This window comes from Variovorax sp. RO1 (genome assembly GCF_002849325.1).
Lineage (GTDB): Bacteria > Pseudomonadota > Gammaproteobacteria > Burkholderiales > Burkholderiaceae_C > Variovorax.
Window position 1 is genome coordinate 597,501 of record NZ_PKMT01000002.1, and the last position, 12,507, is coordinate 610,007.

15 protein-coding genes are annotated in these 12,507 nt (G+C 68.0%); 9 read left to right on the forward strand and 6 right to left on the reverse strand.

Annotated elements, in window-relative coordinates; all coding sequences use genetic code 11:
• Together CY658_RS13995 and CY658_RS14000 are read left to right on the forward strand one after the other, a co-directional pair.
• Positions 1-813 (forward strand): biotin--[acetyl-CoA-carboxylase] ligase, encoded by an 813-nt coding sequence (locus tag CY658_RS13995; protein ID WP_101490782.1) that lies wholly within the window; start codon positions 1-3, stop codon positions 811-813.
• Positions 814-821: 8 nt separating this feature from the next.
• Positions 822-1,010 (forward strand): sporulation protein, encoded by a 189-nt coding sequence (locus CY658_RS14000; protein ID WP_101490783.1) that lies wholly within the window; start codon positions 822-824, stop codon positions 1,008-1,010.
• Between the two features lie 5 nt (positions 1,011-1,015).
• Here the strand turns inward: CY658_RS14000 and CY658_RS14005 are convergent, their stop codons facing one another.
• Together CY658_RS14005 and CY658_RS14010 are read right to left on the reverse strand one after the other, a co-directional pair.
• The gene (locus CY658_RS14005) at positions 1,016-1,750 is read right to left on the reverse strand and encodes a HEAT repeat domain-containing protein (RefSeq protein ID WP_101490784.1); all 735 of its coding nucleotides are present in this window, start codon (positions 1,748-1,750) and stop codon (positions 1,016-1,018) included.
• A complete protein-coding gene (locus tag CY658_RS14010; RefSeq protein WP_101490785.1) occupies positions 1,747-3,189 on the reverse strand; it encodes a sensor histidine kinase in 1,443 nt (480 codons plus the stop codon). The genes CY658_RS14005 and CY658_RS14010 overlap by 4 nt, the downstream gene beginning before the upstream one ends.
• A 142-nt stretch (positions 3,190-3,331) precedes the next feature.
• Here CY658_RS14010 and CY658_RS14015 point away from each other — a divergent pair, with 142 nt between their 5' ends.
• A complete protein-coding gene (locus tag CY658_RS14015; protein ID WP_101490786.1) occupies positions 3,332-4,291 on the forward strand; it encodes a hypothetical protein in 960 nt (319 codons plus the stop codon).
• Positions 4,292-4,317: 26 nt separating this feature from the next.
• On the opposite strand, the gene CY658_RS14020 is transcribed toward CY658_RS14015, so the two are convergent.
• Positions 4,318-4,992 carry a response regulator transcription factor gene (locus CY658_RS14020; RefSeq protein WP_101490787.1) on the reverse strand — a complete coding sequence of 225 codons (675 nt, stop codon included), beginning with the start codon at positions 4,990-4,992 and terminating at the stop codon, positions 4,318-4,320.
• 62 nt (positions 4,993-5,054) lie between these two features.
• Positions 5,055-5,540 (reverse strand): MarR family winged helix-turn-helix transcriptional regulator, encoded by a 486-nt coding sequence (locus CY658_RS14025; protein WP_101490788.1) that lies wholly within the window; start codon positions 5,538-5,540, stop codon positions 5,055-5,057.
• A gap of 146 nt (positions 5,541-5,686) precedes the next feature.
• Here CY658_RS14025 and recA point away from each other — a divergent pair, with 146 nt between their 5' ends.
• From recA to CY658_RS14040, 3 genes are read left to right on the forward strand one after another with little or no spacing between them, the layout of a single operon-like run.
• Complete coding sequence (gene recA, locus CY658_RS14030; protein WP_101490789.1) at positions 5,687-6,799, forward strand: recombinase RecA; 1,113 nt, start codon at positions 5,687-5,689, stop codon at positions 6,797-6,799.
• A gap of 56 nt (positions 6,800-6,855) precedes the next feature.
• A complete protein-coding gene (gene recX / locus CY658_RS14035; protein WP_101490790.1) occupies positions 6,856-7,329 on the forward strand; it encodes a recombination regulator RecX in 474 nt (157 codons plus the stop codon).
• A complete protein-coding gene (locus CY658_RS14040) occupies positions 7,298-7,738 on the forward strand; it encodes a polyketide cyclase (protein WP_101490791.1) in 441 nt (146 codons plus the stop codon). Before recX ends, CY658_RS14040 begins: the two co-directional genes overlap by 32 nt.
• Positions 7,739-7,750: 12 nt before the next feature.
• Here CY658_RS14040 and yiaA read toward each other — a convergent pair whose 3' ends face one another.
• Positions 7,751-8,191 carry an inner membrane protein YiaA gene (yiaA, locus tag CY658_RS14045; RefSeq protein ID WP_101490792.1) on the reverse strand — a complete coding sequence of 147 codons (441 nt, stop codon included), beginning with the start codon at positions 8,189-8,191 and terminating at the stop codon, positions 7,751-7,753.
• 113 nt (positions 8,192-8,304) lie between these two features.
• On the opposite strand from yiaA, the gene CY658_RS14050 reads away from it, so the two are divergent.
• On the forward strand, positions 8,305-9,039 hold the full coding sequence (locus CY658_RS14050; RefSeq protein WP_101490793.1) for a hypothetical protein: 735 nt from the start codon (positions 8,305-8,307) through the stop codon (positions 9,037-9,039).
• Between the two features lie 133 nt (positions 9,040-9,172).
• Positions 9,173-10,123, forward strand: a complete 951-nt coding sequence (locus CY658_RS14055) for a bestrophin family protein (RefSeq protein ID WP_101490794.1) — start codon at positions 9,173-9,175, stop codon at positions 10,121-10,123.
• 86 nt (positions 10,124-10,209) lie between these two features.
• Here the strand turns inward: CY658_RS14055 and argC are convergent, their stop codons facing one another.
• Entirely contained in the window at positions 10,210-11,133 is a 924-nt protein-coding gene (gene argC, locus CY658_RS14060; RefSeq protein ID WP_101490795.1) for an N-acetyl-gamma-glutamyl-phosphate reductase, read from the reverse strand.
• Positions 11,134-11,340: 207 nt separating this feature from the next.
• On the opposite strand from argC, the gene sucC reads away from it, so the two are divergent.
• A complete protein-coding gene (sucC, locus tag CY658_RS14065) occupies positions 11,341-12,507 on the forward strand; it encodes an ADP-forming succinate--CoA ligase subunit beta (RefSeq protein WP_101490796.1) in 1,167 nt (388 codons plus the stop codon).

A 12,507-nucleotide genomic window follows, 5' to 3' on the forward strand; every position in this document is an offset into this window, starting at 1 on the left:
ATGGGCACGCCGGCCTCCGCCTGGTTCGAAGACCGGATCGCCGCAGCGGTCGCGCCGCTGCTGCCCGGCTTCGCGGTCGAGGCCGTGGCCGAAATCGATTCCACCAACACCGAGCTGATGCGCCGTGCGCGCGCCGGCCGCACCGAGCCCGTGCTGCTCGTGGCCGAACGCCAGACAGCCGGACGCGGTCGCCTCGGCCGCCCCTGGCAGAGCGCACAGCAACCCGAGGCGCCCGCCTCCCTCACCTTTTCGCTCGGCATGCCGCTGGCGCCGGCCGACTGGTCGGGCCTGTCGCTGGCCGTGGGCGTGACCGTGGCCGAAAGCCTCGACCCGACGGGCGTGCACCAGGTCGGCCTGAAGTGGCCCAACGACATCTGGGTGGACGACCGCAAGCTGGTCGGCATCCTCATCGAGACCGCCATGCCGCAGACCGCCCGGCCCGATGCCGCGCGCTACCTCGTGGTCGGCATCGGCATCAACATCGGCCCGCGCGAAGGCGACGGCATGCGCACGCCGCCGGCCTGGCTGCGCCAGTGGCAGCCCGACGCGTCCGCGCCCGAGGTGCTGCAGGCGCTGGCCGAGCCGCTGGTGCGCAGCGTACTGGCCTTCGAGGCGAACGGCTTCGGGCCTTTTGCCGAACGCTTTGCGGCGCGCGACGTGCTGCGCGGGCGCGAGGTGACGCTCAGCGACGGCACCGCCGGCCTGTGCGAAGGCGTGGCCTGGGGCGGCGAACTGCAGGTGCGCACCGACGCCGGCCTGCAACTGATTTCGAGCGACGAAGTGAGCGTGCGCCCGCGCGGCATGTCTTTCTGAGCGAGGGCATGAAGCTGCGCCTGTTCCTCATCGCCCTGCTCGCGGCCAACGCGGGCTACTGGCTGTGGACGCGCGGTGACCTGGCCGGCTTCGGGCTCGCTCCCGCGGCGCTCGACGAGCGCGAGCCGCAGCGCATGGCGCGACAGATCCACCCCGAGTGGTTGCAGATCCGCAAGGAAACCAAGCCCGCGCCCTGACCCGGTCAGGCGGCCGCAGCGCGCGCGAACATGCGCCGCGCCTTGGCCAGCGCGGCCTGCAGTTTTTCTTCCGACGGCGGCTCGTGCGAGCTCGAACTCAGGCCGAACTTCTTGCCCGCGATTTCCTGCACCGCGACCAGGATGCTGCCCAGCACGACCGGATCGGTCTCGGTGTCGAGCGCCAGGCGCAAAGGCTCGAGCGCCTTGGGCGCGGCGCTGCGGCGGCTCAACACGATCTGCATCAGCGCGCTCGCGGCCCATTGGCGGTTCGTGGCGACGGCGTCGTGCGTGAGCAGCGGCACCACCTTGGCGATGTCGGTCGTGCCACCGAGCCAGCCGATCACCCACAACCCCTTGCAGCGCAGCTCGTCGTGCGGCGACGCGAGCGCGGCGCGCGCCAGGGCCACGGTCTCTTTCAGCCGGCGGCCCTTGCGGTACTTGAAGGCGCCGAGCATCTGCAGCACCGTGGCCTGCATCGCGGGGTCGGGCTCCCGGTCGAACTGTGCGAGCAGATGGTCTTCGGCCTCGTCGCCGCGCTCGCCGAACTTGCGGCAAAGCCAGTCGTAGAGCTCGCTGTCCATGCTGGTGTCGTGCAGCAGCGTGTAGTGGAAGGCGAGCGCTTCGGGCGATTGCAGCTCGAGCAGGTCGGCGCCGAAGTCGAACATGTCCGACACGTCGGTGTCGGTGCGGATCTCTGCGAAGCGCTGGCGCAGCGCGTCGAGCGTGGGGGGCGAACTCATTCGGAAGGGGCCTCCTCGAAGCGCACGGTGAAGAGCGCGCCCGGCGGATGCTTGCCGGGGTGTGCGTCTTCCAGTTTCACCCGCGCGCGGTGTTGGTTGGCAATTTCTCGCACGATCGGCAGGCCCAGCCCCGAGCCGTCGGCCTCGTTGCCGAGCACGCGATAGAAGGGTTCGAACACCAGCTCGCGGTCGGACTCGGCGATGCCGGGGCCGTTGTCTTCCACCTGCACCAGCTGCACGTGGCCGAAGGGGTCGGCCAGCACGCGCGCGGTGATCACACCGGGGCGCTCGGGCGTCGAGGGCGTGTAGTTGAGCGCGTTGTCGACCAGGTTGCGCACCAGCTCTTTCAGCAGCGTCGGGTTGCCGTCGACCATCACGCCGGGCGCACCGGCCTGGGCGCCGTCGTAGCCCAGGTCGATGCGCTTTTCGATGGCGCGCGGCACGGCCTCGCGCACCACCTCGATGGTCAGCCGCGCGAGGTCGCAGGGCTGGCAGTGCGTCATGGCGCTGGTGCCTTCGGCGCGCGCCAGCGACAGCAGTTGGTTCACGGTGTGCGTGGCGCGTACGCTGGCGCGGCCGATCTGCTTGAGCGACTGCTTGAGCTCATCGGCATTGGCGCCTTCGCGCTGCGCCAGGTCGGCCTGCATGCGCAGGCCCGCGAGCGGCGTCTTGAGCTGGTGGGCGGCGTCGGCCAGGAAGCGCTTCTGCGTGAAGATGGAGTCGTTGAGCTTGTCGAGCAGCTCGTTCACCGACGACACCAGCGGCACCACTTCGAGCGGCACCGAGGACTCATCGAGCGGGCTCAGGTCGCCCGGTCGGCGCTCGCGGATGCGCGCCTCGACCACCGACAGCGGCTTGATGCCGCGCACCAGCGCCAGCCAGATCAGCAGCACCGCCAGCGGCAGGATCGCGAACTGCGGCAGCAGCACCCCCTTGATGATCTCGGTGGCGAGCACCGCCTGCTTCTCGCGCGTCTCGGCCAGCTGCAGCAACGACGGCGGCACCTCTTCGCTGCCGCTGGGAATCCACAGCGAGGCCACGCGCACCGGCTGGCCGTGCACCGTGCTGTTGTGCAGCAGGACCACGTTGGTGCCGGGCGGGTCGTCCACGTTGGGCTGCGGCAGGTCGCGCTCGCCGTGCAGCAGCGTGCCGTGGCCGTCGAGCAGCTGGTAGTAGATGTGGCCGGCGTCGTCGGCGCGCAGGATCTCGCGCGCGGATTGCGACAGCACGAAGTGCGTCTGCCCCTGCTTCACCGTGACCAGCTCGGCCAGCACCTTCACGTTGTGCTCCAGCGCGCGGTCGTAGGGCGCGTTGGCGATGCCCTGCGCCACCAGCCACGTCACGCCGATGCTCACCGGCACGAGCAGCAGCAGCGGCGTGAGCATCCAGTCGAGGATTTCGCCGAACAGGGAGCGCTGGGCGCGCTGGAAGAGCTTCAAGGGAGTTCCTGGCAAGGCGAAAGAACGCTGGCGAGCGTGAACTAGTGCTGCGATTCGCAGCTGTGTCGTTTCATTGACGAGGTGTGACTGGTTGTAGCCTTGGCGTGCAGTTTCTGCAATTCAAAAACATCAGGGAGAAATCATGAAGCAAAAGACCGTGGGCGGCTGCCCCAAGCCGCTCTGGATGGCCGCGACCGTGTTGGCCGCGACCGTGGGCATGACCGCATGCGGCGGGGGTGGCGGAGGCGGTGGTGGGGGCATGCCGATGCTGCCGATCGCACCAGTTCCGGCGCCTGCACCGGCACCCGAGCCTTCGCCAGCGCCCGCGCCGGCCGAGAACCGCGCCGCCGTGCCGGGCTCCGAGCCGTCGCCCTCGCTGAGCGCGCCGCAGCCCGGCTCCACCGCCGCGGTGGGCAACGACAGCGAAGGCATCTACGCCGGCGCGCGAGGCATTGCCTTCGTCGGCACCAACGGTTCGTTGGCGGCCAGCTTCCTCGGGGGCACGATGTGGGGTTCGCTGAAGGTCACGGGGGCAGACTGGTCGTTCAACCCGGACACCGAGTTGTATGTCCCGCCCAACGCGTACCCGGTGACCGGCTCGGGCACCTTCACGCCGAAGAAGTCGGTGAATGGCACCTACGTCTACGACAACCGCAGGCCGTCCGATGTCGGCCCGCTGGCCTACACCATCGAGAACGCGCTGGCGGTGTCGCAGGCGAGCATGACCGGCAACTGGTCCAACGCCGACAGCAGCCCGAGCCTCGGCGTGACGGTGCAGGTGGACGGCCAGGGCGTGTTCACCGGCACCACGAGCGGTGTGCAGATCGGTCAGTGCACGCTCTCGGGCACCGTCGCCCTGGCGCAGCCCGGCTCGGCCAAGAACATGTACAGCCTCACGCTGAAGGCGGTGAATGCCGCCACCGCCAGCACGGACGACTGCAAGCTCACCCCCGCCGCCACCGGCAGCTATGCCGGGCCGGCCCTCATCGGGCTGGTGCCGGCGGGCGTGTACGACAGCAACGGCTACTTCCGCAGCCTCATGTTCCTGGTCCGCTCGAACACCGGCGCCACGCTGCTCGTCAACCTGCGCAAGCAGCCCTGACGGCGTTCTGCGCGGGCGGGGCACGCTCAACCGGGAATCTTCTCGAGGCAGTAGCCCAGCCCGCGCACCGTCGCGATGCGTATCGGTCCTTTTTCGATCTTCTTGCGCAGGCGGTGGATGTAGACCTCGATGGCGTTGATGCTCACCTCTTCGCCCCATTCGCACAGCCGGTCCACCAGCTGGTCCTTGCTGACCAGCCGGCCGGCGCGCTGCAACAGCACTTCGAGCAGGCCCAGTTCGCGCGCCGACAGCTCGATCATCTTGCCGTCGATGGTCGCCACGCGGCCGGCCTGGTCGTAGACCAGCGGGCCGTGGCGGATCGCGTTGCTGGTGGCGCCCATGCCGCGCCGCGTGAGGGCGCGCACGCGCGCCTCGAGCTCCTGCAGGCTGAAGGGCTTGGCCATGTAGTCGTCGGCGCCGTGGTCCAGGCCCTTCACGCGTTCTTCGACGCTGTCGGCTGCCGTGAGCACCAGCACCGGCAGCTGCGAGCCGCGCGCGCGCAGGCGCTTCAGGATCTCGATGCCGTGCAGGCTGGGCAGCCCGAGGTCGAGGATCAGCAGGTCGAACTCGCTGTGGGTCATGAGCGCGGTGTCGGCCTGCGAGCCGTTGGCCACATGATCGACCGCCGCGCCCGAGGTGCGCAAGCTGCGCAGCAAGGCATCGGCCAGCACTTGGTCGTCTTCGGCAATCAGTATTCGCATGAGCCACCTCCGGCGGATTCAGGCGCCATGCCGGCGCAGTTCACATTCGTCTCAGCGCGAGTCTAGCCCGCTGTGTAGGCTTCGAGTCCGATGGTTACCACGGTGGCAATCTCGTCGCCCACGCTGGCGCGGAACTCGCGCTCGGCCTGCGTGACGGCGCGGCGGAAGGCGTCGAGCCAGGCCAGCCCGTCGGCGGTGAACAGCACGCGCCGCGCGCGCGCATCGAGCGGATCGGGCCCGCGCGTGACCAGCCCCCAGGCTTCGCACTGGTCGACCAGCGTGCCCATGGCCTGCTTGGTCATGCCGGCGCGTTCGGCCAGCTCGGTCAGTCGCGAGCCCTCACGCGCCAGGTGCCGCGTGATGTGGATGTGCGCCGCGCTCACCTGGGCGCGCGCCGCGAGGTTCGACAGCGCCAGCGGCACCTCGATGTCGTGCGCCATCAGCGCCAGCACGCGCTCGTCGAAGCGGCGCATCGCGTGGCCCAGCAGGCGGCCCAGGTGGGTCTGCCGCCAGGCGTCGGGATCGGTGGGAAAGGCGGGGCCGGACATGGCATCAGATGGTAAGGCAAACTGACTTTAAAGTGGGTTTGCAAAGCGAAATGAGCCCCTACACTACTGTTCAAGCATCCAGCCTGTGGTTAAAAGCAGATGGATGAAACCCGACACAACCCGTTGATATTCAAGGAGATTTCCACATGGACGCAGTCGTCAAGGGCGCAAGCATCTCGGTCGCCAACAGTGAAAAGGCCAAGGCCCTCCAGGCCGCGCTGGCCCAGATCGAAAAGCAATTCGGCAAGGGCACGATCATGCGGCTCGGCGAAGGCGAGGCGCTCGAAGACATCCAGGTGGTCTCCACCGGCTCGCTGGGCCTGGACATCGCCCTGGGCGTCGGCGGCCTGCCACGCGGCCGCGTCATCGAAATCTACGGCCCTGAGTCGTCGGGCAAGACCACGCTCACGCTGCAGGTCATCGCCGAAATGCAAAAGCAGGCCGGCACCTGCGCTTTTGTCGACGCCGAACACGCGCTCGACGTGCAGTACGCCCAGAAGCTCGGCGTGAACCTGTCCGACCTGCTGATCAGCCAGCCCGACACCGGTGAACAAGCGCTCGAAATCGTCGATTCGCTGGTGCGCTCGGGCGCTGTCGACCTGATCGTCATCGACTCGGTGGCCGCACTCACGCCCAAGGCCGAAATCGAAGGCGAAATGGGCGACTCGCTGCCCGGCCTGCAGGCCCGCCTGATGAGCCAGGCGCTGCGCAAGCTCACGGCCACGATCAAGAAGACCAACTGCATGGTCATCTTCATCAACCAGATCCGCATGAAGATCGGCGTGATGTTCGGCTCGCCCGAAACCACCACCGGCGGCAACGCGCTGAAGTTCTACGCCTCGGTGCGCCTGGACATCCGCCGCATCGGCACCATCAAGAAGGGCGACGAAGCCATCGGCAACGAAACCAAGGTGAAGGTGGTGAAGAACAAGGTGAGCCCGCCGTTCAAGACGGCCGAGTTCGACATCCTGTTCGGCGAAGGCATCAGCCGCGAGGGCGAGATCATCGACATGGGCGTCACGGCCAAGATCATCGACAAGTCGGGCGCCTGGTACGCCTACAACGGCGAGAAGATCGGCCAGGGCCGCGACAACGCTCGCGAGTTCCTGCGCGAGAACCCCGACCTGTCGCGCGAGATCGAGAACAAGGTGCGCGAGTCGCTGGGCATTCCGCTGCTCGCAGCCGACGCCGGTAGCGAACCCGAGAAGGCCGAGAAGCCCGCCAAGGCTTCGAAGGCCGACAAGGCGGCAGCGGAGTAAGTTCGACAAGGCGGCCTTCGCGTGTTGCGTGGGCCGCGTGAGCGACCCACCCCCGCATGGCTTTCAGCGCCCCCTCCCTCAAAGGCCGCGCCTTGCGCCTCCTGAGCCAGCGCGAGCATTCGCGCGCGGAGCTGGAGCGCAAGCTGGCGAAGCACGAGGAAGAGCCCGGCACGCTGGCGAAGGCGCTCGACGAGCTGGCCGCCAAGGATTTCATCAGCGAGCCGCGCGTCGTGGCCTCGGTGCTCAACCAGCGCGCGGCCCGCTCGGGCGCCTTGCGCGTGAAACAGGAACTGCAGGCCAAGGGCATCGCGCCCGAAGCCATCGCCGAGGCGGTGGCCGGTTTGCAGGAAACGGAAGTCGCGCGCGCCACGGCCCTGTGGCGCCGCCGTTTCGATGCGCCGCCGGCCGATGCCAAAGCGCGTGCGAAGCAGATGCGATTCCTGATGGCGCGCGGTTTCTCGGGCGCTGTCGTGTCCAAGGTGCTCAGGAGTGACTTCGATGACACAAGCGACGACAACCCCGACGAATGAAGGCGGCGCGCTCTCCCGCGTCATCACGCAGCGTGTGAGCTGCGAATGGCGCGACGCCTATGCGCTCGCGTCCGACCCGAAGCGGCTGCCCGACTGGGCCAGCGGCCTCTCGAAAAGCGCACTGGTGCCGCACGGCGACCACTGGATCGTGCGCACGCCCGAAAGCGGCGAGGCCCGCATGCGCTTTGCGGCACCCAATGAGTTCGGTGTGCTCGACCACTGGGTGGCGCCCGAAGGCGTGCCCGAGGTCTATTTGCCATTTCGCGTGATCGGCGTGGCACCGGGTGTGTGCGAGCTGCAGTTCACGCTGCTGCGTCAGCCGCACATGGACGATGCGGCCTTTGCGCGCGATGCCGAATGGATCGCGCGCGACCTGCAGGCCCTGCGCCGCCTGCTCGAGGCGGGCTGAGCCGGGCGCGGCTTACTCGGCGGCGGCGACTTCGTCGGCCAGCGGGTTCTCGGCCTTGTACGAGGCGATGTCGCGCACGTTCTTCTGCACCGCCACCGCGCCGAACAGGCTCAGCAGGAAGGCCATGGCGTAGAAGCCCTTTTCGCTCGCAGCCAGCGAGGCGTTGAAGAGGCCCACGGCCAGCAGGCCGACCGACAGCAGCAGCGAGACCCAGCACAGGCCGAAGTAGATGCCCGTGACCGAGATGCCCTCGAGCCGGTCGCGCACCGTCTTTTGCAGCGACACGGCGGAGAACAGGCCGTACATGAGGATGGTGAAGTAGTAGCCCTTCTCGTTGAGCTGCATCGCGGCATTCCACAGCCCGACCAGGTAGACGATGGCACCGATGATTAGCGCGGCCCAGGAGGCAGCGACGAATGCAGCGGTCGGTTTCTGAAATCTGACGGTTCCCATGGCGATCCTCCTCGTTGTTGTGTGGCGCGATTATGGTGCGGGAAGGCGGTGGCATGATCGCCAGCGACCGGCCTCCCAGGAGGCGGCTTTTCAAAAAAACCGGAGGACCCTTCATGTCGTCGCAACCTGCTCGTCCCCAGTCTCTCGTTCGCACCGGCGCCAAGGCCGGCTTCGCCTTTGCCGGCTCGGCCATCAAGGGCGCACTGATCGGCCTGTTCCTTGGCGGCGGCGTGTTCTTCTATTACCTGAGCCAGCTGCAAGGCCCCGGCAACCCGGCCGCGCGGGCCGGCGGTGTCGGCGCCATCGTGGCCCTGATCACGTCGCCGCCGCTGCTGGTGGCCGTGCTGCTGGCGCTGTTCGTCGGCGTGTACTTTCTGCTCGGCGTGCAGCAGGGCCGCGCCCGCGCGATGCAGCACCTGGTCGCGGCGCGCGGCGAGGCCGTGTCGCAGCGGCTCGGTGACGCGATCGCGGGCCGCATCGAAGCCATGCCGCGCACGCACGGCGGCCTCCAGCGCGTGGCCGACTGGCTGTCGCCCGACGCGCTGTGCCAGCAACTCGCGCCGGTGCTCGGCGAAGGCCGCGCCGTGCGCACCGTGGTCGGCTTCGTGCTGGCCCGCCTGCCCCTGAGCGACATGCTGGCCGAGTGGCAGCAGGAGCGTGCCGCGCAGGGCGCAGCCGCACCGGCGACGGGCGAAGGCGCTGCGCAAGACCCGGCGTTGCGCGCCCTGCTCACGCGCCGCATCCATGAGGTGCTGCAGGACATGTCGACGCCCTCGCGCAAGCCCTTCTTCATCGCGCTGGCTGTGCAGGCGGTTCTGCTGGGCATCGGGCTGTGGCTCGTGCGTTGAGCCCAACCGTCTTCGTTGGGCTTGGGGCGCGCAGCCGCCGCCGCGCTGAGGCCCCGGCGACAATCAGCACCCGCGCGGGCCTTGCGGCATGCGCGGCATCCATGCCTCCCCGTCTGCCCCTTCCCTCGCTTTCATGATCGTCCGGAAACGCCCGTCCGGGCTCAAGCTGTTCCTGTCCTGGCGGGGCTCCGTCCTGCCGCGCATCGCTGCGGCGCTGACGCTCAACGTGATCGTGGCCATCGTCGTCACGGTGCTGCACGGGCGCTTCGGCTCCATCAAGATTCCGCTCGGCACCGTGCCCTTCGCGCTGCTCGGCCTGCCGCTGGCGATCTTCCTGGGCTTTCGCAACACCGCGGCCTACGACCGTTTCTGGGAAGCGCGCAAGCTCTGGGGCGAGGTGATCCTGCGTTCGCGCAACCTGGCGCGCCAATGCCAGAGCCTCATCGACGGCGATGTGCCGGTGAACGCCAGCGCCGACACCGTCCGCCGCCTGGACGACCTGCGCGTGCGCATGACCTTGCGCGCTGCGGCCTTCGCCCATGCGCTGCGTCACCAGCTGCGCGGCACCGACGCTGCCGCCGACACCCAGCCCTTCCTGCGCGAAGCGGAATGGCAGGGCCTGACGCAGGTCGCGAACCGGCCGCACGCGCTGCTGATGCACATGGGCGCCGACCTGCGCGAAGCGCTGCGCGCGCGGCGCATCGACCCGGCGCTGGCCGCAGGCGTCGACGGCACGCTGTCGGCGCTGAGCGGTGCGGCCGCGTCGTGCGAGCGCATCCTCAGCACGCCCATTCCCTTTTCGTACACGCTGCTGCTGCACCGCACGGCGTACCTCTACTGCTACCTGCTGCCCTTCGGGCTGGTGGACTCGGTCGGGTTCATGACGCCGGTGGTGGTGCTGATCGTGGCCTACACCTTCTTCGGCCTCGACGCGCTCGGCGACGAGATCGAGGAGCCCTTCGGCACCGAGTCGAACGACCTGCCGCTCGAGGCGCTGTGCCGCACGCTCGAGATCGACCTGTGTCAGTCGGTGGGCGCCCCGGCGCCGGCGCCGATGGTGCCGGTCGACTACTTCCTGCGCTGACACACGCCCTCGGGGCCCGACTGAAAGCAAAAAGGCCGGTCCTTGCGGGCCGGCCTTTCGGGTCTGTCAGCGGTTGACGCAGCGGCTCAAAGGCCCAGCATCAGCTTGAGGTTCTGCACCGCGGCGCCGCTGGCGCCCTTGCCCAGGTTGTCCAGGCGCGCGATCACCACGGCGTGGCGGTGGTCCTCGTTCGGGAACACGCGGATCTCGAGCTGGTTGGTGTCGTTGAGCGCCAGCGCGTCGAGCTTGCCGTCGTCGGTCGGCGGCAGCACCTTCACGAACTGTTCGGGCGTGTTGCTCTTGGCGTAATGGGCGGCCAGGGCGTCCTGCAGGTCGCCGGCCTTGGGCTTGCCGGGCAGCAGGTCGAGGTGCAGCGGCAACTGCACCAGCATGCCCTGCTTGAAGTTGCCCACCGACGGGATGAAGACCGGCCGGCGCGTGAGGCCGGTGTAGGCCATGATTTCGGGGATGTGCTTGTGCTTCAGGCCCAGCGCGTAGGTCTCGAACAGCGGCGCCTTGCCGGCCTCGTAGTCCTCGATCATCGTGCGGCCGCCGCCCGAATAGCCGCTCACCGAAGGCAACGACACCGGGAAGTCGGCCGGCAGCAGGCCCGCATCGACCAGCGGGCGCACCATGGCGATCGCGCCCGTGGCGTAGCAGCCGGGGTTGCCGACGCGGTCGGCCTGGGCCACGGCCTGCCAGTGGCCTGCGGCGAGTTCGGGGAAGCCGAAGACCCAGCCCGGCGCGATGCGGTGGGCGGTCGAGGCGTCGATGATCTTGGGCTTCTTGCCCGGGAGCTGGTCGATCAGCGCGACCGACTCGCGCGCCGCGTCGTCGTGCAGGCACAGCACCACGAGGTCGACGCCGGCCATCAGCTCGCGCTTGGCGGCCACGTCCTTGCGCAGCTCGGGCGCGATGCTCACGAGCTCGATCTGCGGCATCGTCTGCAGCCGCTCGCGAATTTGCAGGCCGGTGGTGCCGGCTTCGCCGTCGATGAAAACCTTGGCCATATCGGAGTATGCGTAGAGTGGCTAGAAGAAAGTACGTATTGACCGCAACCGCACATCAAGTATTGGTGCGGCGCACCATGATACAGTCCGCGGTTGTTCGCCGCCCCCAGCCGTCAGGCTGCCGTCGCCCGCGAACAACAGAGCAGAAACAACAGTCTCACTCCCGATCTCCCGTTCTCAACCTCCTCCTTCCGAGAGACATCCCTCATGAAGATTCACGAGTACCAAGGCAAGGAAATCCTTGCCAAGTTCGGCGTGCCGGTGCCGCGCGGCATTCCGGCCTATACGGTTCAGGAGGCGGTCGAAGCCGCCCAGAAGCTTGGAGGCCCGATCTGGGTCGTCAAGGCCCAGATTCACGCGGGTGGCCGCGGCAAGGGCGGCGGCGTCAAGGTCGCCAAGTCGATCGAAGACGTCAAGAAGCTGGCTGGCGAGATCCTCGGCATGCAGCTCAAGACGCACCAGACCGGCCCTGAAGGCCAGAAGGTCCGCCGCCTCTACATCGAAGACGGCGCCGACATCAACAAGGAATACTACATTTCGGCCGTGACCGACCGCGCGACGCAGAAGATCGCGTTCATCGCGTCGAGCGAAGGCGGCATGGACATCGAGGAAGTGGCCCATTCCACCCCCGAGAAGATCATCACGGTCTACGCCGACCCCAAGGACGGCCTGACCGACGCGCAAGCCAAGGAAATCGCCGACGGCATCGGCATGCCGGCCGATTCGACCGCCCAGACGGTCGACATCCTGAAGAAGCTCTACGCCTGCTACATGGAGACGGACGCCTCGCTGGTCGAGATCAACCCGCTCAACCGTGACAGCAAGGGCAACGTCATGGCGCTGGACGCCAAGTTCAACTTCGACAGCAACGCGCTGTTCCGCCACCCCGAAATCGTGGCCCTGCGCGACCTGGACGAAGAAGACGCGGCCGAAGTCGAAGCCTCGAAGTTCGACCTCGCCTACATCTCGCTGGACGGCAACATCGGCTGCCTGGTGAACGGTGCCGGCCTGGCCATGGCCACCATGGACACCATCAAGCTGTTCGGCGGCGAGCCGGCCAACTTCCTGGACGTGGGCGGCGGTGCCACCCCCGAGAAGGTCACGGAAGCCTTCAAGATCATGCTGAAGAACAAGAACGTGGAAGCCATCCTCGTGAACATCTTCGGCGGCATCATGAAGTGCGACACCATCGCCACCGGCGTGATCGCAGCCTGCAAGGCCGTGAACCTGCAAGTGCCGCTGGTCGTGCGCATGAAGGGCACCAACGAAGTCGAAGGCAAGAAGCTGCTGGCCGAGTCGGGCCTGCCGATCATCAGCGCCGACACCATGGCGGACGCGGCCCAGAAGGTCGTGGCAGCAGTCAAGAAGGCCTAA

What these genes read in the sequence shown, in the direction of transcription:
- CY658_RS14055 (WP_101490794.1), top strand. Translation starts at nt 9,173, where the DNA reads ATGATCGTCCGGAAACGCCCGTCCGGGCTCAAGCTGTTCCTGTCCTGG.
- CY658_RS14025 (WP_101490788.1), bottom strand. Translation starts at nt 5,540, where the DNA reads ATGTCCGGCCCCGCCTTTCCCACCGATCCCGACGCCTGGCGGCAGACC.
- CY658_RS14005 (WP_101490784.1), bottom strand. Translation starts at nt 1,750, where the DNA reads ATGAGTTCGCCCCCCACGCTCGACGCGCTGCGCCAGCGCTTCGCAGAG.
- CY658_RS14040 (WP_101490791.1), top strand. Translation starts at nt 7,298, where the DNA reads ATGACACAAGCGACGACAACCCCGACGAATGAAGGCGGCGCGCTCTCC.
- CY658_RS14015 (WP_101490786.1), top strand. Translation starts at nt 3,332, where the DNA reads ATGAAGCAAAAGACCGTGGGCGGCTGCCCCAAGCCGCTCTGGATGGCC.
- recX (WP_101490790.1), top strand. Translation starts at nt 6,856, where the DNA reads ATGGCTTTCAGCGCCCCCTCCCTCAAAGGCCGCGCCTTGCGCCTCCTG.
- CY658_RS14050 (WP_101490793.1), top strand. Translation starts at nt 8,305, where the DNA reads ATGTCGTCGCAACCTGCTCGTCCCCAGTCTCTCGTTCGCACCGGCGCC.
- sucC (WP_101490796.1), top strand. Translation starts at nt 11,341, where the DNA reads ATGAAGATTCACGAGTACCAAGGCAAGGAAATCCTTGCCAAGTTCGGC.
- argC (WP_101490795.1), bottom strand. Translation starts at nt 11,133, where the DNA reads ATGGCCAAGGTTTTCATCGACGGCGAAGCCGGCACCACCGGCCTGCAA.
- yiaA (WP_101490792.1), bottom strand. Translation starts at nt 8,191, where the DNA reads ATGGGAACCGTCAGATTTCAGAAACCGACCGCTGCATTCGTCGCTGCC.
- CY658_RS14000 (WP_101490783.1), top strand. Translation starts at nt 822, where the DNA reads ATGAAGCTGCGCCTGTTCCTCATCGCCCTGCTCGCGGCCAACGCGGGC.
- recA (WP_101490789.1), top strand. Translation starts at nt 5,687, where the DNA reads ATGGACGCAGTCGTCAAGGGCGCAAGCATCTCGGTCGCCAACAGTGAA.
- CY658_RS14020 (WP_101490787.1), bottom strand. Translation starts at nt 4,992, where the DNA reads ATGCGAATACTGATTGCCGAAGACGACCAAGTGCTGGCCGATGCCTTG.
- CY658_RS13995 (WP_101490782.1), top strand. Translation starts at nt 1, where the DNA reads ATGGGCACGCCGGCCTCCGCCTGGTTCGAAGACCGGATCGCCGCAGCG.